Genomic DNA, 25,769 nt, shown 5'->3' with positions numbered 1-25,769 from the left:
GGGTCCACGCGCCCGAGGGTCCCGGGCTCAGTCGCTAATCAGGTCGTGGCGCACGATGGTCTGGTCGCGGTCCGGGCCCACTCCGATGGCGGAGATCCGGGTACCGGACATCTTTTCCAGCGCCAGGACGTAGTCGCGCGCGTTCTGCGGCAGCTCCTCCATGGTGCGGGCGCCCGTGATGTCTTCCGTCCAGCCCGGGAAGTATTCGAAGATCGGCTTCGCGTGGTGGAAGTCCGTCTGCGTCATGGGCATTTCGTCGAAGCGCACGCCGTCGACGTCGTAGGCGACGCAGACGGGGATCTGTTCGATGCCCGTGAGCACGTCCAGCTTGGTGACGAAGTAGTCGGTGAAGCCGTTGACGCGGGAGGCGTGGCGGGCCAGGATGGCGTCGTACCAGCCGCAGCGGCGCGGGCGCCCGGTGTTGACGCCGAACTCGCCGCCGGTCTTCTGCAGGTAGACGCCCATGTCGTCGAAGAGCTCGGTGGGGAACGGGCCGGCGCCGACCCGGGTGGTATAGGCCTTGATGATGCCCACGGCGCGGGTGATGCGCGTGGGGCCTATTCCCGAACCCACGGACGCGCCGCCCGCGGTCGGGTTGGAGGAGGTCACGAACGGGTAGGTGCCATGGTCCACGTCCAGGAACGTGGCCTGGCCGCCCTCCATGAGCACCACTTCGCCGCGGTCCAGGGCCTCGTTCAGCACGAACGTGGAGTCGATGACCATGGGGCGCAGGCGCTCGGCGAAGGCCAGGAAGTACTCCACGACGTCGTCGACCTCAACGGCCCGGCGGTTGTAGACCTTCACGAGGAGCTCGTTCTTCTGCTTCAGCGAGCCCTCCACCTTTTGGCGCAGGATGGACTCGTCAAAGACGTCCTGGACGCGGATGCCCAGGCGGGCCACCTTGTCCATGTACGCCGGGCCGATGCCGCGGCCGGTGGTGCCGATGGCCCGGCTGCCCAGGAACCGCTCGGTCACCTTGTCCAACACCTGGTGGTAGGGGGCCACGAGGTGGGCGTTGGCGGAAATTCGCAGCTTGGACGTGTCCGCGCCGCGCGCCTGCAGGCCCTCGATCTCCTCGAACAGGGCCTCCAGGTTCACCACGCAGCCGTTGCCGATGATGGGTGTGGCGTTGGGGCTCAAAATGCCGGCAGGAAGGAGCTTGAGCTCATACTTCTCACCGCCCACGACCACGGTGTGCCCGGCGTTGTTGCCGCCATTTGGCTTCACCACATAGTCGACCAGGCCGCCCAACAGGTCCGTGGCCTTGCCCTTGCCCTCGTCGCCCCACTGGGCGCCGACGATCACGATTGCTGGCATGGGATCCTCCCCCTTGCTCATAAAGTTGAGCCGGCCGCTGCATGGGTGGCGGAACGTTCCGCCGTACACCGTCCGGACACGAAAATGCCCCTTGGCAACCGCCGGCCGTCTGCAACATGGTCGCAGCCCGGCAGGCGGTCAAAGGGGGTCTTGCGTCCCAAGTTTACCGGAACGGTGCGGCAGCCGCACGTTGACGCATGGAATGAACGACGCCGGGAACCTGGCTGCCGCCGGAAGTCGCCGAAGCAACTGCGCGGGGCAACCCGCGGGCGCCGCGCAGCTTGTCCACCTGCGCCGTGCGGGCCGCCGGCGTCAGGCACAATTCATGTAGCTGCCGCGTCAGGCTCCCGCACACCAAATATCCGCCGCCCGGGTTTTTCCGCAGCAGCCATCACCGGCGGCGCGCCCGCTGGTCTCGGGGCGGTTTGCCGATGAGCAGGGTGGCCAGGTAGCGGTGCGGATTGCGGCTGCGAAAGGCGGCGCCGAGGACCTGCCGGAGGGCCTCGGCCTCGGGACCGGGCGCGGACAACGCGGCCTGCGCCCTGGTCTGGCGCAGCGCCAGCTGGCCCGCTTCGTGGCGCGCGGTGTGGTAGTCCTCCAGCGTCTCGAAGGGTGCACTGCCGTCCAGCACCTGGGCCAGCCGGGAGGCGAGGTCGACGGCGTCGAGCATTCCCGTGTTCAGCGAGGAACCGCCCGCGGAGAACACGTGGGCGGCGTCGCCGGCGAGGAAGACGCGTCCGATCCTGTACCGTGCGGCCAGGCGGCTGTTGGCGACCGTGGAGCGCAGCCACTGGCCGCCGCTGACCGGGAGCCGGGCGCCCAGCACACGCAGGATGCTGGCCTCCATCTCCTCCAGTGAAATTTGCGCGGCCGGTTCCTGGGTGCCCAGCGGCTCCTGCGAGGCGACGATGTAGAGCTCCTTCGGCGCGCCGCGGTCCAGCGATGCCAGGGGTGCGATGGTGAAGGAACCGGTTGGCGTGTGGTTCGGTTTGAACAGGGCCAGGCGCGGGCCGCCGGGAAGCTCGACGGCGTTCCTGGTCCGGCGGAGTGCGCCCGCCGGGACGGCAACGTGGCCGATCCGCACCAGCTGGCTGCCCGTGGTGCCCGGAAAGTCGATGCCGAGGTGGTGCCGCACGAAGCTGTGGGCGCCGTCGCACCCGGCCAGGAATCCGGCGTGGAGGGTGTAACTGCCTGCGGCGGAGGCAACCTCCACGAGCACGCGTTCGCCGTCGTCCCTGAATCCGGTGACGGCGTGCCCGCGGCGGATGTCCACGCCCGCGGCGCGGGCCCGTGCCTCGAGCAGCTGCTCGAGCCGCCGCTGCGGAATGGGCAGTATTCGCAGCGCGTCGGGCCGCAGCGGGTTCAGGCGCAGGGGCAGGGCCCCGAAGGAGTAGCGGGGCGCGGGAAATGCGTGCAGGCCCCCCTGCCCGCGAAGCAGGCCCCGGCGGGCCAGGACGGTCACGATCTCTCCGACCAGGCCGTTGCCCTTCGGCATGGCGCTGGGCTCAGCGGCACGCTCGAGGACTGTCGATGCGACGCCTGCGCCCGCCAGTTCGCAGGCGAGCATCAGCCCCACCGGACCGGCACCGGCGATGACCACCGTGGCCCCGCCGGCCCGTGTTCCATCCGCATCCATCGCTGTCCCACGTTCGTTGTCCGGGGCTTGCATGCCTCGTTGGTCTGAACAGTCGGCCTTCCGTGAAGGCCAAGGCGGCGTCCGCCAATGACGGCCAGTGGTCTGCCGACGCCAACGGTACCACCACCCAGTCCCTGAACGGCCGGTTCATTCCCGACGGGTCAAAGAGGGCGGCACCCGGCAGCGCGAGGGCTTCGGCGTGCCCTGCGGAGTCCCGGCCCAGCGAGGTGGCGCCGTTGACGTGACCCTTCGCCGGGAGGACGATTCGGCGAAATGATCCCGATTTATCGACCTCATTTCGCCGAATCGTCATCCCGGATCGCCACGCGACCGCCGGGCCTGTCGGGACCGGGGCCAGGACTCAGCCGGTCACCTTGAACATGCCGTGGGCGCCCCGTTCGGCATCGACCATGTAGTGCGAGACGAACGGGTAACTGCCGGCCTGCGGGAACGTCAGCTCCACGAAGCCGCCCTGTGCGGGGGCCAGCGCCAGCGCCTGCGACCCGGCGGAAGGGTCCGACCCGTCCAGCAGGTAGCGGCCCTCGCTCCACACGGCGCTGAACTGGCCCCCCACCACGTGGAACGACGTTGCCCGGTCGGGTCCGGCGTCGAGCACCCAGATGCGCACCTTCTCGCCCACCTTCGCGGGCAGCGGGCGGAAGTCGTACTGGTTCGCGTAGCCGTTGAACACCACGGCGTCCGGCTTGTCGGCCTGGATTTTGGCCAGGTCCGCCACGCCTCCCTGGGCGCCCAGGTACAGCTCGGACTGGATAAGGACGTACTCCTTGTCCACGGGGGGCAGCTTGGGCGGGTCGATGATGACCGCGCCGAACATGCCGTTCGCGATGTGCTGGCTCATGGGCATGGTGCTGCAGTGGTACATCCAAATTCCGGCGCGTGTGGCGGTGAACGTGTAGGTCAGCGATTCGCCGGGATTGACGGTGCGCATGGGCACGTCGGGGGCCAGCGTGCCGGCATGGAAGTCGATCGAGTGGCCCATCGTGGCGTCATTGACGAGCTTGACCTTGAACTTGTCGCCGATCCTGCCGCGCAGCGTGGGCCCGGGGGCCGTGCCGTTGTAGGTCCACAGGGTTTGCTTCACGCCCGGTGCCACCTCCGTCAGCTGGTCCGCGACCTTCAGGGTGACGTTGTGCACGGTGCCGGTGGGCAGCGGCGGGATCGCGGCGTTGTGGGCGGTGAAACCGGCGGCCGGCTGCTTCATGAAATCCAGCCGCGGCGCGGCTCCGGGACCTGCGGCTGCCGGCGTGCCGTGGTCCATGCCCGGCATGGCCGCCATGTCACTGGCCGTTGGCGCCGCCCCCGTGGCGACAATCTTGAACACCATTCCCTGCTGCCGGTGCCCCACAATGCTGCACCAGCCATCCATGTCGGCTCCGATCACGCCCGCATCCACGGTGGACTTCTCCCCCGGATACAGCCGCCCAGACTCCGCACCGCCGGCCGTGACGAGGTCGTGCACCATGCTGTCCACGTTCGTGACGTGGATGACAAGCCTGTTGCCCGCCGGCACGTCCACCGTGGAGGGGTGGAAGCGCATGTCCTTCATGGTCATCTCCACAGTGGTGGTCTGCCCCGTGGCATGGACGGCCGTCTGCGTGCCGGCCTGGCTGAGCCCCGGCAGGGCTGACGGATCGGCAACTATTCCCGCCACCACCACCAGTACGACGGCGGCCAGTCCCGTTGCCGCCATCCCCCACCTTCTCCCCGGGGCCGGGTTCCAGGCGGGGACGTCCCCGCCAGGCCCGCGCGGGAGGGAACCCTCGGCGGAGCCGCCGGCCGGGGCAGCGGGCCGGGCGCCCGGCGTCGAACCTTCCGGCGGCTTCGCCAGCACGGCCATGCCAAGCAGCGGCAGGAACCAGGCCAGCCCCGCCAGGACCAGGAAGGTGGTGCCCACGCGGACCAGGCTGGGCACGGGCAGCAGGGATGCCACCAGCGCCAGGTTTGTCAGGACCACGCGGAAGACGGCGGCCTTGTCCAGGATGGCGGTGCGCTGCCTGACCCGGGCCGGTCCGCCGCCCATGACCACGGGCACCAGGTAGCTGAGCGCGCCCCCGAGCACCTGGGCGGCAAAGCCGGCCGCCAGCACGGGCGCCACGGACCCGATGCCGCCGGGCAGGCTTTCCCAGGACCCGGAACCCGCCGTCAGGCCGGCCAGCCAGACCAGGGAGACCGCCAGCCACGCCAGCGCCGCGATGGCGGACAGGGGTGCAAAGCTGACCGGCGGCTTGCCGCGCACGGCCTTCGCCAGCGGGATGCATATATGAACCACGCCGCCCAGATACACGAGCAGCCCCACCGTGCACAGGAACGTGACGCCCGCGGCTGCCCCGGCGGCGGTCAGGACCACCCCGGCCAGCAGCGGATAGATGCCGTGGCGGGCCGTGGAATCGGCGCCGTCGGCCACGCGGGTGCGCAGCATGGTGGGCAGCAGCGTCATCAATGTGCCAAGGACCGTCAGGCCGACAAAGCCCAGCACGTTCACGGTCAGGTGGACCAGCAGCAGCCTCGCGTGCGTCTCACCGGTCAGCCCGGAGGCAAGCGTTGCACCCACGCCGGCGCCCACGGGCAGCAGCAGGCAGGCGGCAACGTAGTACCAGACAGTGGCGCCAAAGCGCGAGGGCAGGGCCTTGCGGGCGCGCAGTCCCAGCACCACGGCGTGCGCCGCCACCACGGCTCCGACCAGGATGCTGCCCAGCAGTGTCAGCGGCCAGATGTCGGCCATCATGGACACCACCACGGCCAGCACGGCCACGTTGAGCAGCGCCAGCCGCCATGCCATGCCGCGGGAGCGCGGGGTGGGGCCGCGCAGCAGCGCCTGGGCAAAGTGCCAGCTCCACACGAGGATGGAGTTGGTGATGGCGCCCAGGAACAGCAGGTGCACCATGAGCCAGCCCGAGTCCGGCACGTTGCGGTGGATGAGGACCACCACCACCAGCGCCACCAGCCACGCCACGGCGGGGGCGTTCGCGCGCAGATGCCAGGCGGCCCGGTTCATCCCGCCGGGACCTTGCGGGGATGCGGGCTTCCCGGGCGGGGTCAGGTTGATGTTCACGCGGTGGCTTTCGGTGGATGGGTGGCCTGCCAGAACGCCATGACGGCAAAGAGCAGGATGGAAATGACATTCAGCACGCCGCCGGCGACCCACGCGCCCTGGATTCCGGCGGCGTCGCCCAGGCCCAGGCGCAGCAGCAGCGATGCGTGCAGGAGCACGGCCGGGACCCAGAACAGTTCGGTGTAGGGCAACGGCTTGCGCAGCACGGCGGGCAGGATCACGGGGGCGTGGGCCATGATCATGGAAATGGTGAAGCCCAGGAACACGGCATGCAGCACGGCGTCGTAGGCGGCGCCGGTCAGTGTGGTGTCATGCAGCGCCAGTACGACGCCGGCAATCGCCAGCCAGCCGTAGCCCGCCAGCAGGCACGCGGCGATGTAGCGCGGCAGGCCCGTGCCCCGGATGGTCTTGCGGGCGGCGTCGAAAACCACCAGCCACGCCACCATGGCCAGCAGCGACAGCCCAAAGAGCGGGTAGCCCGCGGCGGGCCAGAGCAACGTGGCGACGGTGGCCATGGTCATCGCGAAGGCCAACGAGGTCAGGATGGGCTCGGCGCGTGGGCTGGTGATGCCGATCCTGGCCAGCTCCAGCCGTTCGCCGGCAATGGTCAGGACCACAAAGCTGATGAGGAACGGGAGCAGGACGGCAATGCTGGGCACGCGCAGCCACAGGGCCGCCGCCCCGACGGCCGTCACGCCGCCGAGAACCTGGATCAACACCACGTTGTCCCGCTGGCGCCGCCACAGGGGGACGTAGACCAGCAGCATGGCGATGGTGCCGGCGAGGAGCACCAGCTTGCCGACCAGCAGGGGCAGCGGGGAGATCATGAACAGGCCGGCGACGCCCAGGAGCGCCGGGGAAAGGTATCCGGCCACCTTCCCCAAGGCCACTGTGCGTTCCAGCGCGATCACGGTGCCCACGAAACTCAGGACGAGCAGCATGCCGTGGATCTCCGGGAACCGGTCCAGCTTGACGGGGGCGTCGGCGCCGAGCAGCTGCAGCCCCGCGTTCAGGCCGACCAGCAGGGCGGCGCCGGCGGGAAGCAGGAACAGCATCCGGAAGCCGGGTTTGCGCAGGAACGCCCGGATCCGCCGTTCCCGGGCAGGCTTCGATTGCCCTGGCCGGGGCACCGGCCTCGCGGCGCCCGGCCGCGGGGCGTCCTGCCGCGGGGCGGTCACGTGGCCGCAGCCGACGGCAGGTGGAGCGTGCACATTCCCGGCGCCGCAAACGGCACCAGCACGACGCCGTCCTCCGGGACGCCGCTTCCCTCGAGCAGGCCCTTGACCAGGCCCAGGTGAACGGCGCAGACCACGTCCGTATTTTCGCGGGCGGCGGCCACGATGGGGCACGTGGTCAGCGTGAAGTCGGTGGCGTCGGCATTGCCCTGGATTCCGAAGCCGGCATCCCGCAGCGAGGCTGCGACGTTGAGCCGCGTCTGGCGCCGGCGTGCCGCACCGGGCAACCCGCGTGGGGCCGGATCGGAATGAGTCTTTATGCCGTGGCGCAGCGGCTCCGCGGGGGAATGGTCCGCGCCGGCCTCCAAACCGGCCAGGACGCGGGCCCACTGCCGGCCGGCGAGGTCGCCGGCGGCCGCGGGGTCGTCGCTGGTCGCGGCAATGTGGCGGGCCAGCGCGGCGGCCAGGGCCGCGTAGCCGGCCGTCCGGGACTCGGGCGCTTCCGGGACATAAAGGGAGGCGGGACGGCCGCGCCCGGAGCGGGGCGCCGTTGTCCGTCCGGCCAGGCCGGACGCCACCAGGGCGTCCAGGTGTTCGCGGACCGTGTTGGGGTGCTGCCCGGTTTCTGCCGCCAGGGACTCCACCGTGAGCGGTGCGGCCGAGGACCGAAGGCGCTCAAGAACCGCTGCGCGCGCCTTGGACATCGGGGCGACGGGCTCCGTGCCGCCCGGCCTGGGCCCGCGCAGCGGTAGTCCCGAAATATTGTTTTCCACGGAATTTATTGTAGTAATATAAACTCACAATCTCCATTCGATCCAACAAGTAAAGGAAAGTCGCCGTGAACAATCTGGTCCTTGCCTCCTCCTCCGTCGAGGCCGCCGCGCTGGAAGACGCCAAAAACCGCCTGGCCGAGGCGGGCGGAACGCTGGCAACGCTGGGCCGGAACCTGCTCTCGGCGGCAACGGCTGCCAGCGGCGAACTGGCCGGGGAGGACCAGTCGAAGCTGGTGGAGTTCGCCGAGCAGGAGCTGCAGCCGCTGGCCTCCGCCTTTGCCCGTGCCTTCGCCGGCGCTGCCGGCAAGGACGCCGCAGTGGCCCAGCTGGCCGCAAGCCACACGGCGCGGCTGGCCGAGGCCGCCAAGAACCTGGAGGGTCAGGAAGCGCCGGTGCAGGTGGTGCACGCAGGCGCGCGGCTGCAGGAAGCCGGGGCCGCGTTCCTGGAGCACGCCACCGAATTGATGCTGCCTGCCCTCGCCCAAAACCCGTCGCTCACGCTGACCGGCATCCTTCCGGACCGTGTGGCGGGGGCGCCCGCTGAGGCCGCCCCCGCCACTGGCGGCTGCGCCTGTGGCGGGCACGACGAGCCCGGCCTCGCCGAGCTGGACACGCGCGTCATCCCGCATGCCATCCGCCACGCGACCATCTTTGGCGCCCTCGAGGGGCTTTCCTCCGGCAAGGGCATCCTGCTCATCGCCAACCACAACCCGCTGCCGCTGCTCGCCCAGCTGGAGCAGCGCTCCGCCGGCAAGTTCGCGGTCGACTACGTCGAGAACGGCCCGGACACCTGGAAGCTGAGCATGGTCCGCAACTGATCCCCAGCCAGCCGCCGCCAGCAAAAACGCCGCCGCTGCCGCAAATTGCCGCCGGTACAGCGGTGGCAAAAAGCGGGAGCGGCGGCATTTTTCGTGCGGGGGCTAAAGTGCGGCTTCGATCGCGGCGTGCGCGGCCGGGTCGGAGTCGTTCAGGAACGTCGCAATCCGCGCGGCCTCGTCGGCTTCGCCAATGGCACCCGCCGCCCGGCCCAGCGCGTACAGCGCGCGCAGGAAGCCGCGGTTGCCTTCATGCGCCCATGGCACAGGGCCGGTTCCCTTCCAGCCGTTGCGGCGCAGCGAGTCCAGCCCGCGGTGGTAGCCGGTCCGGGCATACGCATAGGACTCGATGGTCCGGCCCTCCGCATACGCCTCGTCGGCCAGGATGGCCCACAGCAGCGACGACGTCGGGTGCTTCGCCGCCAGGTCCACGGCCTCGTCCCCCGCCGCGAGGCGCGCCTGAAGGTCGTCTTCGGCCGGGAGCAGCGTGGGCTCGGGGCCCAGGAGGTTCCGGCGGAATTCGTCGCCCACTACGCGAAGGTCTTGCCGGCGGAGCCGAGCTGCTGCGCGGCTTCCACCACGCGGGCGGCCAGGCCCTTCTCGGCCGCGGCCCCCCAGACGCGCGGATCGTAGGCCTTCTTGTTGCCCACGTCCCCGTCCACCTTCAGCACGCCGTCGTAGTTGGAGAACATGTGCCCGGCCACCGGGCGGGTGTACGCATACTGGGTGTCGGTGTCGATGTTCATCTTGATGACCCCGTAGGAGACCGCGTCGGCGATTTCCTGCGCGGAGGAGCCCGAGCCGCCATGGAAGACCAGGTCAAACGGGTTGGCCTTGCCCAGCTTCGCACCGACCTGCGCCTGGATGTCCTTGAGGATCTCCGGGCGCAGCTTGACGTTGCCCGGCTTGTACACGCCGTGCACATTGCCGAACGTCAGGGCCGTGATGTACCGGCCGTGCTCGCCGGCGCCCAGGGCCTCGACCGTGGCCAGGCCGTCGGCGACGGTGGAGTACAGCTTGTCGTTGATGGCATTCTCCACCCCGTCCTCCTCCCCGCCCACGGCGCCGATCTCCACCTCGAGGATGATGTGGGCCGCAGAGGTGCGGGCCAGCAGCTCGCGGCCGATCCGCAGGTTCTCCTGAAGGGTCTCGGCGGAGCCGTCCCACATGTGGGAGTTGAAGATCGGATCGCGCCCGGCGGCAACCTCCGCCTCGGAGGCGGCCAGGAGGGGAAGCACAAAGCCGTCCAGCTTGTCCTTGGGGCAGTGGTCGGTGTGCAGGGCCACGTTCACGGGGTAGTTTTTGGCCACCTCGCGGGCGAACGCGGCGAAGCCGAGCGAGCCGGCCACCATGTCCTTCACGCCGGCGCCGGACCAGTAGGCCGCGCCGCCGGTGGACACCTGGATGATCCCGTCGGTGCCGGCATCGGCGAAGCCCTGCAGGGTGGCGTTGAGCGTCTGGGAGGACGTCACGTTGACCGCCGGGTAGGCGAACCCGCCGGCCTTCGCGCGGTCAATCATTTCGGCATACTTCTCCGGTGATGCAATGGGCATGAAAGGCTCCTTGGGCTGAACGGTTCAAAGAGGCGCATTTCAGGCACCTCCCGCATGGCTACCTTCATCCTAGCGATTGGCACCACGGTGTCGAAGAAGATGAAGCGGTGTCCGGCCGGCGGACCGCACGACGGCGGCCCCCGCACCTTGGTGCCGGGGCCGCCGTCGTGCTTTCCAAGGCGGCTAGAAGGGCCGGCCGTGGTCCCCCTGCCGGGCGACGGCCAGCGCAAACTGGTAGTTCATGCTCCCGAGGCCGGTGACGTCGTCGTACCCCCTCGCCGTCTGCAGCGAGGTGTCGAGGTCCAGCGAGACGAGGTACTTGCTCCCCGTGCTGGGGCTGGTAAACGCCAGCGCCTCCTGCGTTGGCGGCGGGACCACGTCCTGCACCGTCCCCGACCGGCGGCTGGTGGCGTAGATGGCCGGGTTGGCGAAGCCGATGACCTCGCCGGAGACCTGCTGGGCGACGGCCATCTGGCCGGCCGTCAGCGGGCAGGCCAGCGATGTGCCGCCATAGGTGAAGATCGCGAACGGGCCCGTGGCCAGCGTGGTGTTGTCCGTGATGGGGCTGATTCCCACCACATAGCCGGTGTAAGGATCCGCATCCGAGGCAACATCCGGCGAGACACGCTTGCCCTGAGCCAGCGTGTTGGGCACCACGCCCTTCTGGTAGTCCGGCTGGGCGAAGGCGGCGCTCACGCCGCCGCCGGCGCCAAACCGGAACGGTCCGGGCAGCGGGTCGTTGTAGGCACCGTTGACGATCTGGTCCCTAGTGTCGCCCCAGCCGGTTTCAAACTGGTAGGAACCGTCCTGGGCGACCGCCAGGCTGGTGCCGCCCACGGCGGTGACCCACGGCGAGCTCGCGGGGAAGTCAGGGGACGCGTACCCCAGGCTGGCCGCCTCGTTGCCGCTGTCGCCGCTGGAGTAGTACAGTCCGATGCCTTCACCTGCGGCCTGCAGTTCCAGGTTGACCTGGCCGAACAGGTAGTTGGCGGACACCGCCTCGCCCTGGTTGCCGTAGCTGTTGCTGACAATGTTGGCCAGCTTTCCGTCAAGGATCTTCGAGAGCGCGATGTCGATCCCGGCGTTGCAGTTATAGCCGCCGACGTACAGGATCTTGGCCCCTGGCGCCGTGCCGTGCACGGCGTCGACGTCGAGGGACTGCTCCGGCTGCCAGCCGCTGGGGAAGCCGCACAGGGCCCCATCCTTGAACTCGCCCGGCGACGGGACGATCTGCCGGTAGTCCACGGGCGGGAGTCCGTACCTGGCGGAATAGGCGTTGGCGTCGGCGAGAATGGTCGGGGAAGCGTACGCGTCAATGATCGCGACGGTCTGGCCCTTCCCGTCCGGGGCCTGCCCGTGCTTGCCGCGGTTGCCCGGCACGGCTTTCACAAGCGCGTCCTTGCCGTAGGCCGACTCGATCTGGCCCGGCGTGTAGCCGCAGATGTACGTCGGGAAGCTGGTCCTGCCATAGGCCGGCGGCACGGTGTCCGCGTTCTGGCCGAAGTAGTTCGAACAGGCCGCCGACGGCGTGGCCGGTGCGGCGCTGCGCGAGCGCGGCGCCGCACCCTGCCCGGAACCGCCTTGTCCTGAATCGCTTTGCCCTGAATCCGGGGTGGCGTAGTTCGGGTGCCTGGCCGCGCCCTGGTCAACCGTGACGCCCACGACGTGGGCGGCGACGGCCTTTGGCAGCGTGGGCGCCTGCGACGGACCGATCAGGGTGGTGCCCTTGAAGTCGTACTTGTGGAGCTGTGCGCCAAAGGCGGAGTTCACCTGCGCGGCGGTTCCGCGGAACACCACGTACTGCCTGCTGTCGGGCGTGCCCGTGATGGTCAGCCCCTTGGACTCCAGGAAGCTGACCGTGTTGGCGTAGTCGTCCTTGGTCGGGGAGAACCGGGCGATCCACTGCGCCGCGTCCAGCCACTTTTGGTACTTTCCGCTGCGCGGGTTGGAAACGGCCTCGGCCAGTGCCTTCGCGCCGTCCTGGTTGCGCAGGGACAGGAACAGTTCGCCTTCAACCGACGTGTCCGCGGCGGCGGCCCCCTGGTCGTTTGACGGCTGGGCCCAGCTGGGGATGGAGCCGGGGTACGGGGTGTCCGGCGACACGGGGGCGGCGCTGGCCCCCGTGGCTCCAAGGGCAACGGCGCAGGCCGTGGCGGCGCCAACGGCCAGCATTTTGGTGACTAATTTTCGCGGCTTGAATGATGTTCTCATCAGAGACCCTTCACAGGGCGGGCGCCCTCTGCGTCCGCACAAGCCCGAGCCTAAACCCGCAAAGTTTTTGCTGACTAGGGCCTGGGGGGGAATCACTGAATGATTTTTTAGCGCACGGCCTGGTCAAAAACGTGGCGCCGGATCCAGGCATGCATGGCGATGCCGGCCGCCGAGGCGGCATTGATGGAGCGGGTGGAGCCAAACTGTTCAATGGACAGCGTGGCCTGCGCGGCGGCGTGCACTTCCTCGCTGAGCCCCGGGCCTTCCTGGCCAAAAACCAGCACGCAGTTGCGCGGCAGCTCGTAGGTTTCCAGCTTTTCGGAGTCGGGGAAGATGTCGACGCCGATGATCGCCAGCCCCTCCCCGTTGGCCCAGCCGACAAAGTCCGCCACGGTGGGGTGGTGGCGGACGTGCTGGTAGCGGTCGGTGACCATGGCCCCGCGCTTGTTCCACCGGCGGCGCCCGATGATGTGCACTTCCTTGGCCAGGAACGCGTTGGCGGTGCGCACCACGGTGCCGATGTTCATGTCATGCTGCCAGTTTTCAATGGCGATGTGGAAGTCGTGGCGGCGCGTGTCCAGCTCGGCGATGATCGCCTCCATCGTCCAATAGCGGTACCGGTCCAGGACGTTGCGCCGGTCCCCGTCGGCCAGCAGTTCCGCGTCCCAGTGGTCGCCGTCGGGCAGTTCACCCTCCCAGGGTCCGACGCCCACCTCGTGGTGGAGCTCGGGGTGCCCGGCGGCCGGGTGGGTCTCGGGGGAATCCGGGGTCATTGCGGCGGCGGTGTCGGCGGGAGTGGTCACCGTCCAATTTTAGCCGTTCGCCCACCTTGACGAATTCATCACGTTCACCCGCGTCCCCGGTGTTCCGTCTGCCAGACTGGGACCCAAGGAAACCGTCCGGCACCAGGAGGCACCATGACCAAGCTGACCAACCGCAAGCCTGCCGACATTGAATGCTGGCTAACCGACATGGACGGTGTGCTGGTCCATGAGAACCAGGCCGTGCCCGGCGCCGCGGAGCTGATCCAGCGCTGGGTGGACACGTCCAAACGCTTTTTGGTACTGACAAACAACTCCATCTACACCCCGCGCGACCTCGCCGCCCGGCTGCGCGCCTCCGGTCTGGAGGTGCCCGAGGAGAACCTCTGGACGTCGGCCCTGGCCACTGCCCAGTTCCTGAAGGCCCAGATGCCGCACGGGCGTGCCTTTGTCATTGGCGAGGCCGGGCTGACGACGGCGCTGCACGAGGCCGGCTTCATCCTCACCGACCAAAGCCCCGACTACGTGGTGCTGGGCGAGACCCGCACCTATTCCTTTGAGGCGATCACCCGCGCCATCCGCCTCATTGGAGAGGGCGCGCGTTTCATCGCCACCAACCCGGATGCCACGGGCCCGTCCGCGGAAGGGCCGCTGCCGGCCACCGGCGCCATCGCCGCCTTGATCACGAAGGCCACGAACCGGGAGCCGTACATTGTGGGCAAGCCGAACCCCATGATGTTCCGTTCCGCCATGAACCGGATTGAGGCTCATTCCGAAACCACGGCCATGATCGGCGACCGCATGGACACCGACATCGTCGCAGGCATGGAGGCGGGACTGCACACGGTGCTGGTTTTCACCGGCATCACCCAGCCGGAGGACATCGACGCCTTCCCGTTCCGCCCCGACCAGGCGGTGGGCTCCGTGGCGGACCTGATCTCGGAGATCTAGCGCGGGGCGGTCCCCTAGGACAGGAGCCTGCCGCCGGACGCATCCAGGTAGCAGTTTCCGCACAGCGATTCGTACCAGACGTCCGCACCGTCGATGGCGACCTGGTCGCCGTCGAACACTATGGCGTCCCCCACCCGGCGGGTGTTGAACAGGGCCTTGCGGCCGCAGCGGCAGATCGTCTTGAGCTCCTCCAGGGAGTGCGCGATCTCCATCAGCCGGGCGGAGCCGGGGAATGCACGGGTGCGGAAGTCCGTGCGCAACCCGTAGGCGATGACCGGGACGCGGTCCAGGACGGCAATGCGGAACAGGTCATCAATTTGCGCCGGCGTCAGGAACTGCGCCTCGTCCACGAGCAGGCACGCCACCGGCGGCACCTGGACGTGTTCCAGCAGGGCATCCGGGTCGTCGCCGGCGGCGTGGGCGGCAAACACGCCGCGGGCGTCGTCGTCCGGCTGGATGAGGAAGTCCACGCTGCGGTTCATGCCGAGCCGGGACACGATCTCCCCGGCACCCTTGGTGTCGACGCCGGGCTTGGCCAGCAGCACCCGCTGCCCGCGCTCCTCATAGTTGTAGGCCACCTGCAGCAGGCCGGTCGACTTGCCGGAGTTCATGGGGCCGTGGCGGAAGTAAAGCTTGGCCAAAAGGGTCCTTTCAAGGGTTCGTGCTCACGCCGGATCGTCGCCCGGGTCTCGACAGGCTCGACCACCGGAACAGGCTCGACCACCGGTCAGTCGAGGCCGAGTTCATCCTTGCCAAACGCGAACAGGTATGGCACGCCGGTTTCGGCCTCGATGCGCTCCTTGGCGCCCGTGTCGCGGTCCACGATCACGGCGACGGCCTTGATGATGCCCCCTGCCTTGCGCACGCCTTCGACGGCGGCGAGCGCGGAGCCGCCCGTGGTCGAGGTGTCCTCCAGCACGACGACGTCGCGCCCGTCGACGCCGGGGCCCTCCACCTGGCGGCCCATGCCGTAGGACTTTTGTGCCTTGCGCACCACGAACGCGTCGACGGCCCGGCCGGCGTCGGCCGCGGCATGCATCAGGGCCGTGCCGACGGGGTCCGCCCCCATGGTCAGGCCGCCGGCCGTCTCAAACTGGATGCCGGCGTCGTCGAGCATGGCCAGCATGACGCGGCCGGCCAGGCGGGAGGCCTCGTGATGGAGGGTGATGCGGCGCAAGTCGATGTAGTAGTCGGCCTCCTTGCCGGAGGAGAGGGTCACCCTGCCGTGGACCACGGCCAGTTCCTTGATGAGTTCGAGCAGGCGGGCGCGGTCGGCGGCAGGTGTCTGGGTCATGGCCTCCATTCTAGGTGGTCCGCCCGGCCGAGCCCGGCAGGTGTCCTGTTGTACGCACGGCCGGCGACGGGCCTTGCGCATGACGCGGTTCTGCGCACCACCCCGTGGGAGTGGTGCGCAGAAGGGGACTCGATTGTGCGGAGGCGGGCCTAGCCGTCGGCGCCTGCGGGCGTCGTGGTGGTGGTGAAGCCCTCCAGCTTGTTCGCCGCCAACGCGTACTTGTTGGTGAACGTGCCGGCGATGGTGACCTTCGAGGTGTCCACGCCATTGCCCTTCTCCATGGCGAAGATGACCTTCGGGCCGCCGGCAGGCATGATGCCGTCAGGAAGGAACTGTCCCTTGTCGGTGGTCAGGCCGGCGATGTACTGGTCCTTGCTGATGGTGCTGTTCTCCACGTACGACGACGGCAGCTTGTTGGCGATGTCCGTTGCGGTGTGCGTGTTGATCCAGTGCATTGTCGCGACCAGCGCGTCCACCACCTTCTGGGCAGCGTCCTCGTGGGACTTGACCCAGCTGGCGTTGGCCAGGACGCCGGCAGCCGGCCAGTCGCCACCGAGTGTCTTCGTGGCGCCGTCGGCGGTCGCCAGGTCAACAGCGGTGTAGGCAAGCTTCTTGCTCGTCAGCGCGCCGACGGTGGGCTGGGTGGTCATGACGCAGTCCGCGGACTTGCGCTGGATGGCGGCGATGGCCGTGGCCCCGGCGCCGACGGCGAGGGTGTGGTAGTCCTTCTTCGTCAGGCCGGCCGTCGAGGCGACGAACTGGGTCAGCTCGTCGGTGCCGGAGCCAAGGTCGGTGACGCCCATGGTCTTGCCCTTGAAGTCGGCGGGCGAATGGACCCCGCTGTCAGTGCCGCACATGATGCGCTCCCCCGGTGCACCGGAGAGCTGGACGAGGTTGATGACGTCCTTGCCCTTGGACTGGAAGTCCACGGTGTGGACGTACCAGGCGCCGGCCATGTCGACCTGACCCGACGCCATGGCGTCCTCGGCGCCGACGCCGCCCTGCTGTTCGGTGGAGAGCTGCATGTTCACGCCGTACTTCTTATAGAAGCCCAGCTGCTGGGCGAGTTCGTAGGGCAGGTATATCTGCTTGTCGATGCCGCCCACCATCATCTTGACTGTGGGGAGGGAGGCGGAGCCGGCGTTGGCCCCGTTGCTGCTGCCCGCTCCGCCGCCGCCGCAGGCCGCGAGGCTGAGCGCCAGTGCTCCAGTCGCTGCGACAGCGTAGATCTTGTGCTTGATCATGTTCATTTTCCTTTTGTTTGACCCGGCGTTCCGGGCTTTTGTCTAATTCAGTGAATGGACTGCGGGTCTCAGATGGCCTGGGCCTCGGAGCGGCTCGGCGGCCGCCACTTGAGCAGCGAGTGCTCCAGCAGGCTGATGAAGTATTCCGCGCCGAGCGTGACGGCCGCGATGATCACCATGCAGGCGTAGACCGTATTGGGGTCGAAGGTCCCCTGTGCCTGGCTGATGATCAGCCCCACACCGTGTTGGGCGCCCAGGACCTCGGCCACGAGCGCGCCGATGATCGCGAACCCGAAGGCCGAGTGCAGGCTGGCGATGATCCAGGTCATTGCGGACGGGATGGTCACGTGCATGGCCACCTGAAGCGGTGAGGCGCCCAGGACCCGCACATTGGAGATCAGGTTCTGGTCCACTTCGCGGACGCCCTGGAAGGCGTTGAAGAAGACCACGAAGAAGACCAGGACGGCGGCGAGCAGCACTTTCGGGCCCATTCCGAGGCCAAAGGCCACGATGAAGATCGAGCCAAGCACGATGCGTGGAATGGAATTGACGATCCGGATGTACGGGCCGACCACGTCGGAGAGGTACCGGTTGGAACCTAGCAGGATGCCGAGGATGACGCCGGCGAGGGTTCCGACAACGAAGCCCCCCAGCGCCTCCTGGATGGTGATCCACAGGTTTTCCCAAATGGAGCCAAAGGCCGTGCCGTCCGTGAAGAGCTTGACCAGGCTGTTCCAGACTTCGGTCGGCTGGCCAAAGAAGAACTTGTCCACCCAGCCGGCCTCCGTGAACCACTGCCAGCCGCCAATGACGATGACGGCTAGCAGGATCCGGCCAACCCAGATCCACGTTTTGCGGAGCGTCACGGCGCGCCGGGCCGAGGCCTTCAGTTCGGCCTCCTGCTCCCGGACGAGCGCGGCGTTTTGTGCCAAGGATGTCATGCTGACGCACCTGCCGTCTGCTTGTAGGCGCGGGTGACCTCGTCCTTCAGGGACGACCAGATCTGGCCCTGCAGTTCCAGGAAGCGCTCCTCGTGCCGAATTTGCTGGACGTCGCCGCGCGGCCTGGGCAGGTCGATGTCGAAGACGTTCTTGATGGTGCCGGGGCTGCTGGTCATGATGACCACCTTGTCGGCGAGCGCCACGGCCTCGTCCAGGTCGTGGGTAATGAACAGGACCGAGGGCCGCAGCCCCTCCCAGAGCTGCAGGAGCTCGTTTTGCATGATGGCCTTGGTCTGCACGTCCAGGGCCCCGAAGGGCTCGTCCATCAACAGGATCCGCGGGTTGTTGATCAGCGCCGCCGCCATGGCGACGCGCTTGCGCATGCCGCCGGAAAGCTGGTGGGGGTAGCGGTCCTCAAAGCCGGACAGGCCGACCCGGCGCAGCCAGTCCATGGCAAGCTCGGTTGCTTCGCGCTTGGGGGTGCCGAGCAGGACCGGACCGATCAGCACGTTGTTGAGCACTGTCTTCCAGGGGAAGAGTGCATCCGCCTGGAACATGTAGCTGACACCGTTGGTGATGCCGTCGACGACCTTGCCGCCCACGCTCACCGAGCCGGCGCTGGGGTGCTCCAGGCCGGAAACCTGGGCCAGCGTGGTCGACTTGCCGCAGCCCGTCGGTCCCACGATGGCGCAAAACTGCCCCGGCTCCACCGTGAGCGAAACGTCACGGATGGCCGTGAACGTCTCGCCCTTCGGTGTGAGGTAGCGCTTGGTCAGGCCGTGGATTTCGATCCGCGCACCCTCGTCCCCGCCACCTCCCCCGTGGTCCGTGGGCGTACCGCCCCTTCTGTGTAATTCTGACACCGTTGTCACTGGTTCCCTTCCTGGCTTCTGTTCGCATACGTGAGTCGGATCACATAAACTACCTAGAGCTTAGAAAGTGACGGTCAGTGCCAAAAGACTTCAGTAAGTTGTGCACCTTATGCGCAAAAGTGCATGTTTTGTGCGTTTTCCGCAACGGGCGCCCCGACCGGGCCGGGGGCAGGTTCCGGTGAGCGGAATCTCCTCGGCACACGCGGCCCGCGGGCGGCACCGGTCCCTGACCCTGACCACGCAGATCCTGCTCAGCATGCTCTCCCTGCTGCTGCTCGCCGTGGTCCTGGGCGCGTTCCTTTTTACTGTCGTGAGCAACCAGACGCTGGATCGGCAGTACCAGCTCCGCGCACTGGGCATCGCCACCACCACCGCCGCCATGCCGCAGCTGCGTTCCGCCCTGGCGGCCGGGGATCCGCAGCACATCATCCCGTCGCTGGCCGCGGGGATCGTGGCTGCGGCCAATCCGTCCTACGTGGTGGTCACCGACCGCAACGGCATCCGCTACTCCCACCCGAACCCTGCGCTGATCGGAAAAAAGCTGGAGGAACCGGTCGCCGTTCTGGACGGGAAGACCCACCTGGGGTTTGACCCGGGCAGCCTGGGGCTCTCGGCCAATGCCAAGGCGCCGGTCTTCGGGGCCGACGGCGCCGTGATCGGCGAGGTGTCGGTGGGGATCCTGGACACCAGGGAGCGGGACGAACAGGCGTCAAACATTTGGCTCATTGCGGGCTTTTCAGCGTTGGTGCTGTGCCTGAGCGTTGCAGGTTCCCTGCTGCTTTCACGCCGGATCAAGCGCGTGACGTTTAATCTTGAACCGGCGGAAATTGCCTTCCTGCTGCAGGAGCGGGAGGCGCTGCTGCACGGCATCCGGGAGGCCGTCGTCGGGCTTGACGACGACGGCCGGGTGACGGTGATCAACGAGGAGGCCCGCCGGCTGCTCAAGGTGGAGGAGACGGCCCTGGGGATGCCCGTGTCCGACCTGGTCCCGGACGGCCGGCTGCGCGAGCTGCTTACGGGCGAGCTGGACGGCGCGGACCAGGTGGCGCTGACGGAGGATGCCCTGCTGGTGGTCAACCGCATGCCGGTCTCGATCGGCGGGCGGAGCATCGGCTCGGTGGTGACGCTGCGGGACCGCACCGAGATTGAGGGGCTGGTCCGGGACCTGCATTCCGTCCAGGGCCTGATGGAGGCCATGCGGGCGCTGGAGCATGAATACGCGAACCGCCTGTACGTCGTGGACGGGCTGCTCGAGCTTGGCGACGTGGACCAGGCCAGGACGTACGTGTCGGCGATCTCGGCCTCGTCCCGTTCATTGGGCGAGGGGCTGCGTTCGCGCATTGCCCCGCCGGAGCTGGCAGCCCTGCTGCTGGCGAAAATCACGGTGGCCGCCGAACAGGACGTGCACATCGAGGTCACCGCCGGGTCCCGGCTGGAACGGCCCCTGGTTGACCAGGCGGAGCTGCTGACCATCGTCGGGAACCTCCTGGACAACGCGGTTGACGCCCTGGCCAATTCGCCCCGCCCGCGCACCGTGGCCGTTCAGCTCGACGACGCCGACGGCGTTTTCATCGCCGTCCGCGACAACGGCCCCGGAGTTCCGGCGGACAAGATCGACGCCGTGGTGGTGGACGGATATTCCACCAAGGACACAAGGCCCGGCATGCGCCGCGGGATCGGGCTCGCCCTGGTGCGCCGGATCGTGCGCCGCGCCGGGGGCACCCTCGACGTTTTCCCAGGGCCCGGGGGTAATTTTGAGGTGTGGCTGCCGGCGCGGGCGGACATGGGGGACCCGGCGGGCACGGAAGCGAGGGAAACGCAGTGATCAGGACGTTGGTGGTCGACGACGACTTCCGGGTGGCCCGCATCCACGCCGCCCGGGTGGGGCGGGTTGACGGCTTTGAATGCGTGGGCGAGGTGTACAGTGCCGCGTCCGCGCGGGAGGCCATTGCCCGGCTGTCCCCGGACCTGCTCCTGCTCGACGTGCATCTGCCGGACGAGGACGGGCTGTCGCTGCTGCGGTCGCTGCAGGCCGCCGGCACCGAGGTTGACTGCATCATCATCACCGCGGCCCGGGACCTGGCCACCGTCAGGTCGGCCATGAGCAGCGGCGCCGTCTACTACCTGGTCAAGCCGTTCAGCTTCGAGCAGCTGCGCGCCCAGCTGGAGGCCTACCAGCGCTGGCGCCAGGAGCTGGATTCGGCGCGGTCGGCAAGCCAGGCCGTGGTGGACAGCCTGTACAACACGCGTTCCGCCGCCGTACGTTCCGCGGCCCCCGCGCCGCGCCTGCAGCCCACCATGCAGAAGGTGCTCGACGCCGTGAAGACCGCAGGCGGGCCGGTGGGCGCGGCGGAAATCGCCGACAGGCTGGGCGTCAGCCGCCCGACGGCCCAGCGCTATCTCGGGGCGCTGGAGCGCAAGGGCCTGGTGGTCCTCGACCTCAGCTACGGGACCACGGGCCGCCCGCTGAACTCCTACACGATCGCCTAGACCCGGGCACCCCTACCGGTCCGTGCCTCCCGCGTCCAGCGATTCCAGCAGCCCCAGTTCGTCCCTGCGGGGAAGGCCCTCCCAGTCGCCCGCGGTGCTCACGGCAAAGGCCCCCAGCAAGGCTCCGCGCCGGAGCCGCGCGGCGACATCCCCGCCCTCGAGCAGCACCGAGAGGTAGCCGGCCGTGAACGCGTCCCCGGCGCCGACAGTGTCCACCGCTTCCACGGCAACCGCGTCAACGTGGCTGGTCCCGTCCGCCGTGTAGGCGTCGGCGCCCCGGGCACCCAGCTTGACGACGACGTCGCGCACGCCCAGCCCGAGCAGTTCCGCGGCCGTGCCGGCAACGCTGCCCGTGCCGGGCCGCCCCGACAGGAGGTCCAGTTCGTCGTCCGAGGCGATGACGACGGCGGCATGCCGGGCCACCGGGGCAAGGGCCGCCCGGGCGTCCTCCCGGGACCACAGCTTGCCGCGGTAGTTGACATCCAGCGAGACCACCATGCCGCGCGCGGCCGCTGTTTCGGCGGCGAAGACAAAGGCGTCCAGTGCCTCCGCCGAGAGGGCGGGGGTGACCCCGGTCAGGTGCAGGATCCCGGCGCCGTCCTCGAGCGGGCGTTCCAGGTCGGCGCGGCTGAGGCCGGAGCCGGCCGAACCCGAGCGGTAGTAGTAGGCCCGGCTGAGGTCCGCGGTGCGCCGCTCCAGGAACATCACCCCCGTGGGCCGACCACCGTCCCGGCGCACCGCCAGGTCCACACCCTCGGCCCGCAGCGCCCGTTCGACGAAGTCCCCGTGCGGGTCGCGGCCGAGCCGGCCGGCCCACCGCACCGAGTGCCCCAGGCGGGCCAGGCCCACGGCCACGTTCGATTCCGCGCCGGCGGCGTGCATGGTGAGGGTGCCGCCCTGGGCCAGCGGACCCGTGGAGCGCAGGGACACCATGGTTTCCCCGAAGGTCAGCACGTCCACGGGAGCCACGCCGCCCTCAGCCGGCCTGGCGCGAATGGTCCGCCGCCGTGCGCAGGTAGTCGCGGGCCCGGGCCCGCATCGCCGCCAGGTCCCCGCCGGGCGATGCGGCGTCGCCCACCAGCGGGCTGCCCGGCCCGACGGCGGCGGCCCCGGCATCCCAGTAGGCGGCGGCGTCCGCCGCACCCACCCCGCCGACGGCAACCAGCGGGACCCCCGGGAACGGGTCCAGCAGCGCCTTCAGGTAGCGGGGCCCGCCGATGAACGCCGGGAAGAGCTTGACCAGGGTGGCGCCGCGGTTCATGCCCTCGAGCACCTCGGTCGGGGTCAGGGCACCGGCCAGGACCGGGAGGCCGCGCCGGGCCGCCGCACGGATGGACTCCGCCAGGGCGGGCGTGACGATGAACTGGGCCCCGGCCGCTTCCACCTCCCTGACGTCGGCCGCGGAGAGGACCGTGCCGGCCCCCACCAGCGCGCCCGGGGGCGCCGCCGCACGGACGGCCGCAATCGCGCCGTGGGCGTCCGGCGTCGTCAGCGCCACTTCAACGTAGCGGAATCCCTCCTCCATGAGGGCCAGGGCCGCGGCCGCCGCGGCGGCGCCGCCGGTGCCGCGCACAATGGCCACGAGCTTGGCGGACCGGATCCCGGCGAGGAATTCCTCGGGTGTTTGGCTCATCGCAGCCTCACCATTCCGCAAAGGAGCCGTCGGCGTGCCGCCACACCGGGCCGCGCCAGGCGTGCCCGCGCTTGTCGGCGTCGCGCACTGCCCGTTCGTCAATGTCGATGCCCAGCCCCGGGCCGAGCAGCCGCTCGAAGTGCCCGTCCACAAATTTCAGCGGGCCCTTGTCCAGCACGTAGTCCAGTACCTCGGCTCCCTGGTTGTAGTGGATGCCGATGCTTTGTTCCTGGATCAGGTAGTTCGGTGTTGCGAACCCCACCTGCAGGCAGGCGGCGAGCGCCAGCGGGCCGAGGGGGCAGTGCGGGGCCAGCTGGACGTCGTAGACCTCGGCCAGCGCGGCGATCTTGCGCACCTCGGTGATGCCGCCGGCATGTGAGAGGTCCGGCTGCGCCACGGCAATGCCGGCCTGGAGGGCAGGCAGGAATTCCTGCCTGCTGTACAGCCTCTCCCCCGTGGCGACGGGGGTGGTGGTGGACCGGGTGAATTCACGCAGCAGGTGGGTGTTTTCCGGGACCACGGGCTCCTCGAGGAAGAACGGCCGGTAGGGTTCCAGCAGCGGCGCCACGCGCCGCGCGTTGGCCAGGGTGAACCGGCCGTGAAAGTCCACGGCAACGTCGCGGTGCTCGCCAAGGACCTCCCGGGCCGCCGCCACCCGCCGGACCACGCCGTCGATCTCCGCCACGGACGCGACAAGGGACATCCGCCCGCTGGCGTTCATCTTTACCGCCGTCAGCCCCACGTCCAGCTGGGCCTGGATGGATTCGGCCACCTCCCCCGGCTCGTCGCCGCCCACCCAGCCGTAGGCCCGGATGCGGTCGCGGACGTGCCCGCCGAGGAGCTGGTGGACCGGGGTGTTGAAGTGCTTGCCGGCAATGTCCCACAGCGCCTGGTCAAGGCCGGACACGGCACTGGCGAGGATGGGGCCGCCCCGGTAGAAGGAGCCCTTGCTCATGACCTGCCAGTGGTCTTCAATGCGCAGCGCGTCGGCGCCAATGAGGACTTCGGAGAGTTGTTCGACGGCGGTGCGCACCGTTTCGCTCCGGCCCTCGCAGGTGGCCTCCCCCCACCCCACGATCCCGCCGGCCGTCTCGATGCGCACAAACAGCCAGCGCGGCGGGACCAGGAATGTTTCCACTTTGACAATGCGGGTCACGAATGCGCGCCTATCCCTTGGTTGCGCCGGCGGTCATGCCGGAGACGATGTATTTTTGCGTGAAGAGGGCAATGACCATGATGGGTACGGTGACCACGGTTGCCGCGGCCATCAGCCCGCCCCAATCGATGCTGGCGTAGGAAACAAAGTCAAATATGGCCACGGGCAGCGTCTTGGTGTGCGCGCCGGAGAGCACCAGGGCGAACATGAAGTTGTTCCAGGAAAAGATGAATGCCAGGATGCCTGAAGTGGCCATCCCGCCCACGGACAGCGGGAGTGTGATCTTCTGGAAGGCGCCGATCGGTGTCAGCCCGTCGACCTGCGCCGATTCCTCCAGCTCCAGCGGCATGGAGTCGAAGTAGCTCATCATGATGTACACAATCAGCGGCAGTGCCACGAACATGTGGCTGAGGATCAGGACGGTGAATCCGCCCACCATGCGCATGTTGGAGAACACGTAGTACCACGGCACCAGCAGTGAAATGCCTGGGATGACGCGGGCCATCAGCACCACCAGGGCGGACCGGTGCATGGTGAAGCGGCTCATGGCATAGGCGGCCGGGACGCCCAGCAGCAGGGACAGCACGGTGGAGACAAGCGCCACCCAGAAACTGTTGAAGATGTAGACAAAGTAGTTGTTGCGGGTGATGACGTTGACGTAGTTCTCCAACGTGGGCGTGAAGACGATCGTCTTGGAGGCGTCGTAAATGTCCACGTTGGTCTTCAGCGACGACGCGAAAAGCCAGGCCAGGGGCGCCAGCAGGGCCAGCACCACCACAATGAGCGCGCCGACGCGGAACCACGTGTAGGCGCGCACGGACAGCGGCTTGCGGCGGCGTGCCGGCGCGGCGGCGGCCTGCGGATCCACTCGGGTGCTGCCGGCGGGCAGAAGTGCGTTGCTCATTGCTGTGCGCCTTTCCTGCGGCGGGTCAGAACCCACATGAACGCGATGATGATGAGGAAGAAGATGATGAGCACGGCGGAAGCCACGCCGTATTCGTTGTAGTCGAAGCTGAGCCCGTACGCGTACACATTCAGCGTCTCCACCTCATGGAATGACCCTCCGCCCTTGCCCTTCGTGGCGTAGAGGATGTCAAAGGTCTTCAATGCGTCAATGCTGCGCAGCAGGATGGCGACAATCACGGTTGGCATCATCAGCGGCAGGGTGATGTAAAAGAAGCGCTGCCTGGCGCTGGCGCCGTCCACGCGGGCAGCCTCGTCAGGCTCGTCGGACAGCGACGTCAGCCCGGCCAGCAGGATCAGGACCACCATGGGCGTCCACTGCCAGATGTCCATGAAGATGGTGGTGGGCAGGGCCGTGTACTGCCCCGACAGCCACGGCTGCGGGGGGATGCCCACCCAGCCGAGCATCTGGTTGGCGAAGCCGATGTTGGGGTCGAAGATCAGCCGCCACATCATGCCGACAGCAACCGGCGTTGCCACGAGAGGCAGGAGAATCGCGACGCGGACCCACTTTTCACCGCGGAAGGGGCGCCACAGGAGCAGGGCGATGATCATGCCCAGCACCATTTCAACCGCGAGCGCCGTGAACGTGAAGTACGCCGTCCGCCCCACGGCGGGCCAGAAGCGGTCGGTGTCCGAAAGCACCGTCACGTAGTTGTTCAGCCCGATGAAGTCCGACGGGGCCCGCACCGAACCATGCGAGTCCGTCAGGCTCAGGTAGACGGTCCAGGCCAGCGGAAAAATGATCAGCAGGCCCACAAAGATCATGGCCGGTGCGGCAAACAGCCACTTTCTGTGCTGGTTGGCCCAGTCGGAAAACGATCGTGGCGGGGGCGCCGACCGGCGGCCGGCCGGGGTCTTGACGGAAACAGACATGGCTCACCTAGGGAATCGAAAGGGAGGTTCCGCGC

23 protein-coding genes are annotated in these 25,769 nt (G+C 68.6%); 4 read left to right on the top strand and 19 right to left on the bottom strand.

The genetic code is table 11. The annotated features are described in order from the left end of the window. Positions 1-27 precede the first annotated feature (27 nt). The 5 genes from G6034_RS17410 to G6034_RS17390 form a co-directional block, all read right to left on the bottom strand. A complete protein-coding gene (locus tag G6034_RS17410; RefSeq protein ID WP_176636367.1) occupies positions 28-1,317 on the bottom strand; it encodes an adenylosuccinate synthase in 1,290 nt (429 codons plus the stop codon). Between the two features lie 391 nt (positions 1,318-1,708). Continuing rightward, a complete protein-coding gene (locus G6034_RS17405) occupies positions 1,709-2,986 on the bottom strand; it encodes an FAD-dependent monooxygenase (protein WP_176636366.1) in 1,278 nt (425 codons plus the stop codon). A 328-nt stretch (positions 2,987-3,314) separates the two neighbouring features. Then, positions 3,315-6,026, bottom strand: coding sequence for a multicopper oxidase domain-containing protein (locus tag G6034_RS17400; protein ID WP_343038143.1), 2,712 nt, complete (start codon positions 6,024-6,026; stop codon positions 3,315-3,317). Then, positions 6,023-7,204, bottom strand: a complete 1,182-nt coding sequence (locus G6034_RS17395; protein WP_343038142.1) for a hypothetical protein — start codon at positions 7,202-7,204, stop codon at positions 6,023-6,025. The genes G6034_RS17400 and G6034_RS17395 overlap by 4 nt, the downstream gene beginning before the upstream one ends. After that, a complete protein-coding gene (locus G6034_RS17390) occupies positions 7,201-7,974 on the bottom strand; it encodes a helix-turn-helix domain-containing protein (RefSeq protein WP_176636365.1) in 774 nt (257 codons plus the stop codon). Before G6034_RS17390 ends, G6034_RS17395 begins: the two co-directional genes overlap by 4 nt. 65 nt (positions 7,975-8,039) lie before the next feature. Here G6034_RS17390 and G6034_RS19965 point away from each other — a divergent pair, with 65 nt between their 5' ends. After that, positions 8,040-8,792, top strand: coding sequence for a DUF2249 domain-containing protein (locus G6034_RS19965; RefSeq protein ID WP_176636364.1), 753 nt, complete (start codon positions 8,040-8,042; stop codon positions 8,790-8,792). A 102-nt stretch (positions 8,793-8,894) separates the two neighbouring features. Here the strand turns inward: G6034_RS19965 and G6034_RS17380 are convergent, their stop codons facing one another. The 4 genes from G6034_RS17380 to G6034_RS17365 all read right to left on the bottom strand — a co-directional run bounded on the left by G6034_RS17380 (position 8,895) and on the right by G6034_RS17365 (position 13,326). Further along, a complete protein-coding gene (locus G6034_RS17380; protein WP_176636363.1) occupies positions 8,895-9,320 on the bottom strand; it encodes a DUF3151 family protein in 426 nt (141 codons plus the stop codon). Then, positions 9,320-10,342 carry a class II fructose-bisphosphate aldolase gene (gene fbaA, locus G6034_RS17375; RefSeq protein WP_176636362.1) on the bottom strand — a complete coding sequence of 341 codons (1,023 nt, stop codon included), beginning with the start codon at positions 10,340-10,342 and terminating at the stop codon, positions 9,320-9,322. Before fbaA ends, G6034_RS17380 begins: the two co-directional genes overlap by 1 nt. Before the next feature lie 183 nt (positions 10,343-10,525). After that, positions 10,526-12,553 (bottom strand): S53 family peptidase, encoded by a 2,028-nt coding sequence (locus G6034_RS17370; protein ID WP_246296213.1) that lies wholly within the window; start codon positions 12,551-12,553, stop codon positions 10,526-10,528. A gap of 107 nt (positions 12,554-12,660) precedes the next feature. Further along, positions 12,661-13,326 carry a TrmH family RNA methyltransferase gene (locus G6034_RS17365; protein WP_176636373.1) on the bottom strand — a complete coding sequence of 222 codons (666 nt, stop codon included), beginning with the start codon at positions 13,324-13,326 and terminating at the stop codon, positions 12,661-12,663. Between the two features lie 144 nt (positions 13,327-13,470). On the opposite strand from G6034_RS17365, the gene G6034_RS17360 reads away from it, so the two are divergent. Further along, positions 13,471-14,265 (top strand): HAD-IIA family hydrolase, encoded by a 795-nt coding sequence (locus G6034_RS17360; protein ID WP_176636361.1) that lies wholly within the window; start codon positions 13,471-13,473, stop codon positions 14,263-14,265. 14 nt (positions 14,266-14,279) lie between these two features. Here the strand turns inward: G6034_RS17360 and G6034_RS17355 are convergent, their stop codons facing one another. The 5 genes from G6034_RS17355 to G6034_RS17335 all read right to left on the bottom strand — a co-directional run bounded on the left by G6034_RS17355 (position 14,280) and on the right by G6034_RS17335 (position 18,616). Continuing rightward, positions 14,280-14,906 (bottom strand): thymidine kinase, encoded by a 627-nt coding sequence (locus G6034_RS17355; RefSeq protein ID WP_176636360.1) that lies wholly within the window; start codon positions 14,904-14,906, stop codon positions 14,280-14,282. A gap of 86 nt (positions 14,907-14,992) precedes the next feature. Then, positions 14,993-15,559 carry an orotate phosphoribosyltransferase gene (pyrE, locus tag G6034_RS17350; RefSeq protein WP_425485542.1) on the bottom strand — a complete coding sequence of 189 codons (567 nt, stop codon included), beginning with the start codon at positions 15,557-15,559 and terminating at the stop codon, positions 14,993-14,995. Between the two features lie 149 nt (positions 15,560-15,708). Continuing rightward, entirely contained in the window at positions 15,709-16,803 is a 1,095-nt protein-coding gene (locus G6034_RS17345; protein WP_176636358.1) for an ABC transporter substrate-binding protein, read from the bottom strand. 68 nt (positions 16,804-16,871) lie between these two features. Then, positions 16,872-17,744, bottom strand: coding sequence for an ABC transporter permease (locus G6034_RS17340; protein ID WP_176636357.1), 873 nt, complete (start codon positions 17,742-17,744; stop codon positions 16,872-16,874). Next, a complete protein-coding gene (locus G6034_RS17335; RefSeq protein ID WP_218064024.1) occupies positions 17,741-18,616 on the bottom strand; it encodes an ABC transporter ATP-binding protein in 876 nt (291 codons plus the stop codon). Before G6034_RS17335 ends, G6034_RS17340 begins: the two co-directional genes overlap by 4 nt. 178 nt (positions 18,617-18,794) lie before the next feature. Here G6034_RS17335 and G6034_RS17330 point away from each other — a divergent pair, with 178 nt between their 5' ends. Both G6034_RS17330 and G6034_RS17325 read left to right on the top strand, forming a co-directional pair. After that, entirely contained in the window at positions 18,795-20,441 is a 1,647-nt protein-coding gene (locus G6034_RS17330; RefSeq protein WP_218064023.1) for an ATP-binding protein, read from the top strand. Continuing rightward, positions 20,438-21,106: a response regulator gene (locus G6034_RS17325; protein WP_176636355.1), complete on the top strand. Its 669-nt coding sequence runs from the start codon at positions 20,438-20,440 to the stop codon at positions 21,104-21,106. Before G6034_RS17330 ends, G6034_RS17325 begins: the two co-directional genes overlap by 4 nt. Positions 21,107-21,118: 12 nt before the next feature. Here the strand turns inward: G6034_RS17325 and G6034_RS17320 are convergent, their stop codons facing one another. The 5 genes from G6034_RS17320 to G6034_RS17300 are packed head-to-tail and all read right to left on the bottom strand — an operon-like array spanning position 21,119 to position 25,734. Beyond that, positions 21,119-22,075: a sugar kinase gene (locus G6034_RS17320; protein WP_343038140.1), complete on the bottom strand. Its 957-nt coding sequence runs from the start codon at positions 22,073-22,075 to the stop codon at positions 21,119-21,121. Between the two features lie 7 nt (positions 22,076-22,082). Then, a complete protein-coding gene (locus G6034_RS17315) occupies positions 22,083-22,739 on the bottom strand; it encodes a bifunctional 4-hydroxy-2-oxoglutarate aldolase/2-dehydro-3-deoxy-phosphogluconate aldolase (protein ID WP_176636354.1) in 657 nt (218 codons plus the stop codon). Between the two features lie 7 nt (positions 22,740-22,746). Continuing rightward, positions 22,747-23,895 carry a galactonate dehydratase gene (dgoD, locus tag G6034_RS17310; RefSeq protein ID WP_176636353.1) on the bottom strand — a complete coding sequence of 383 codons (1,149 nt, stop codon included), beginning with the start codon at positions 23,893-23,895 and terminating at the stop codon, positions 22,747-22,749. A gap of 10 nt (positions 23,896-23,905) precedes the next feature. After that, positions 23,906-24,799, bottom strand: a complete 894-nt coding sequence (locus G6034_RS17305) for a carbohydrate ABC transporter permease (RefSeq protein ID WP_176636352.1) — start codon at positions 24,797-24,799, stop codon at positions 23,906-23,908. Then, entirely contained in the window at positions 24,796-25,734 is a 939-nt protein-coding gene (locus G6034_RS17300) for a carbohydrate ABC transporter permease (RefSeq protein WP_246296211.1), read from the bottom strand. Before G6034_RS17300 ends, G6034_RS17305 begins: the two co-directional genes overlap by 4 nt. Positions 25,735-25,769: the final 35 nt, after the last annotated feature.

The sequence above is a fragment of the Arthrobacter wenxiniae genome (assembly GCF_013376105.1).
Lineage (GTDB): Bacteria > Actinomycetota > Actinomycetes > Actinomycetales > Micrococcaceae > Specibacter > Specibacter wenxiniae.
This window is presented reverse-complemented; position numbering and strand designations above follow the sequence as displayed.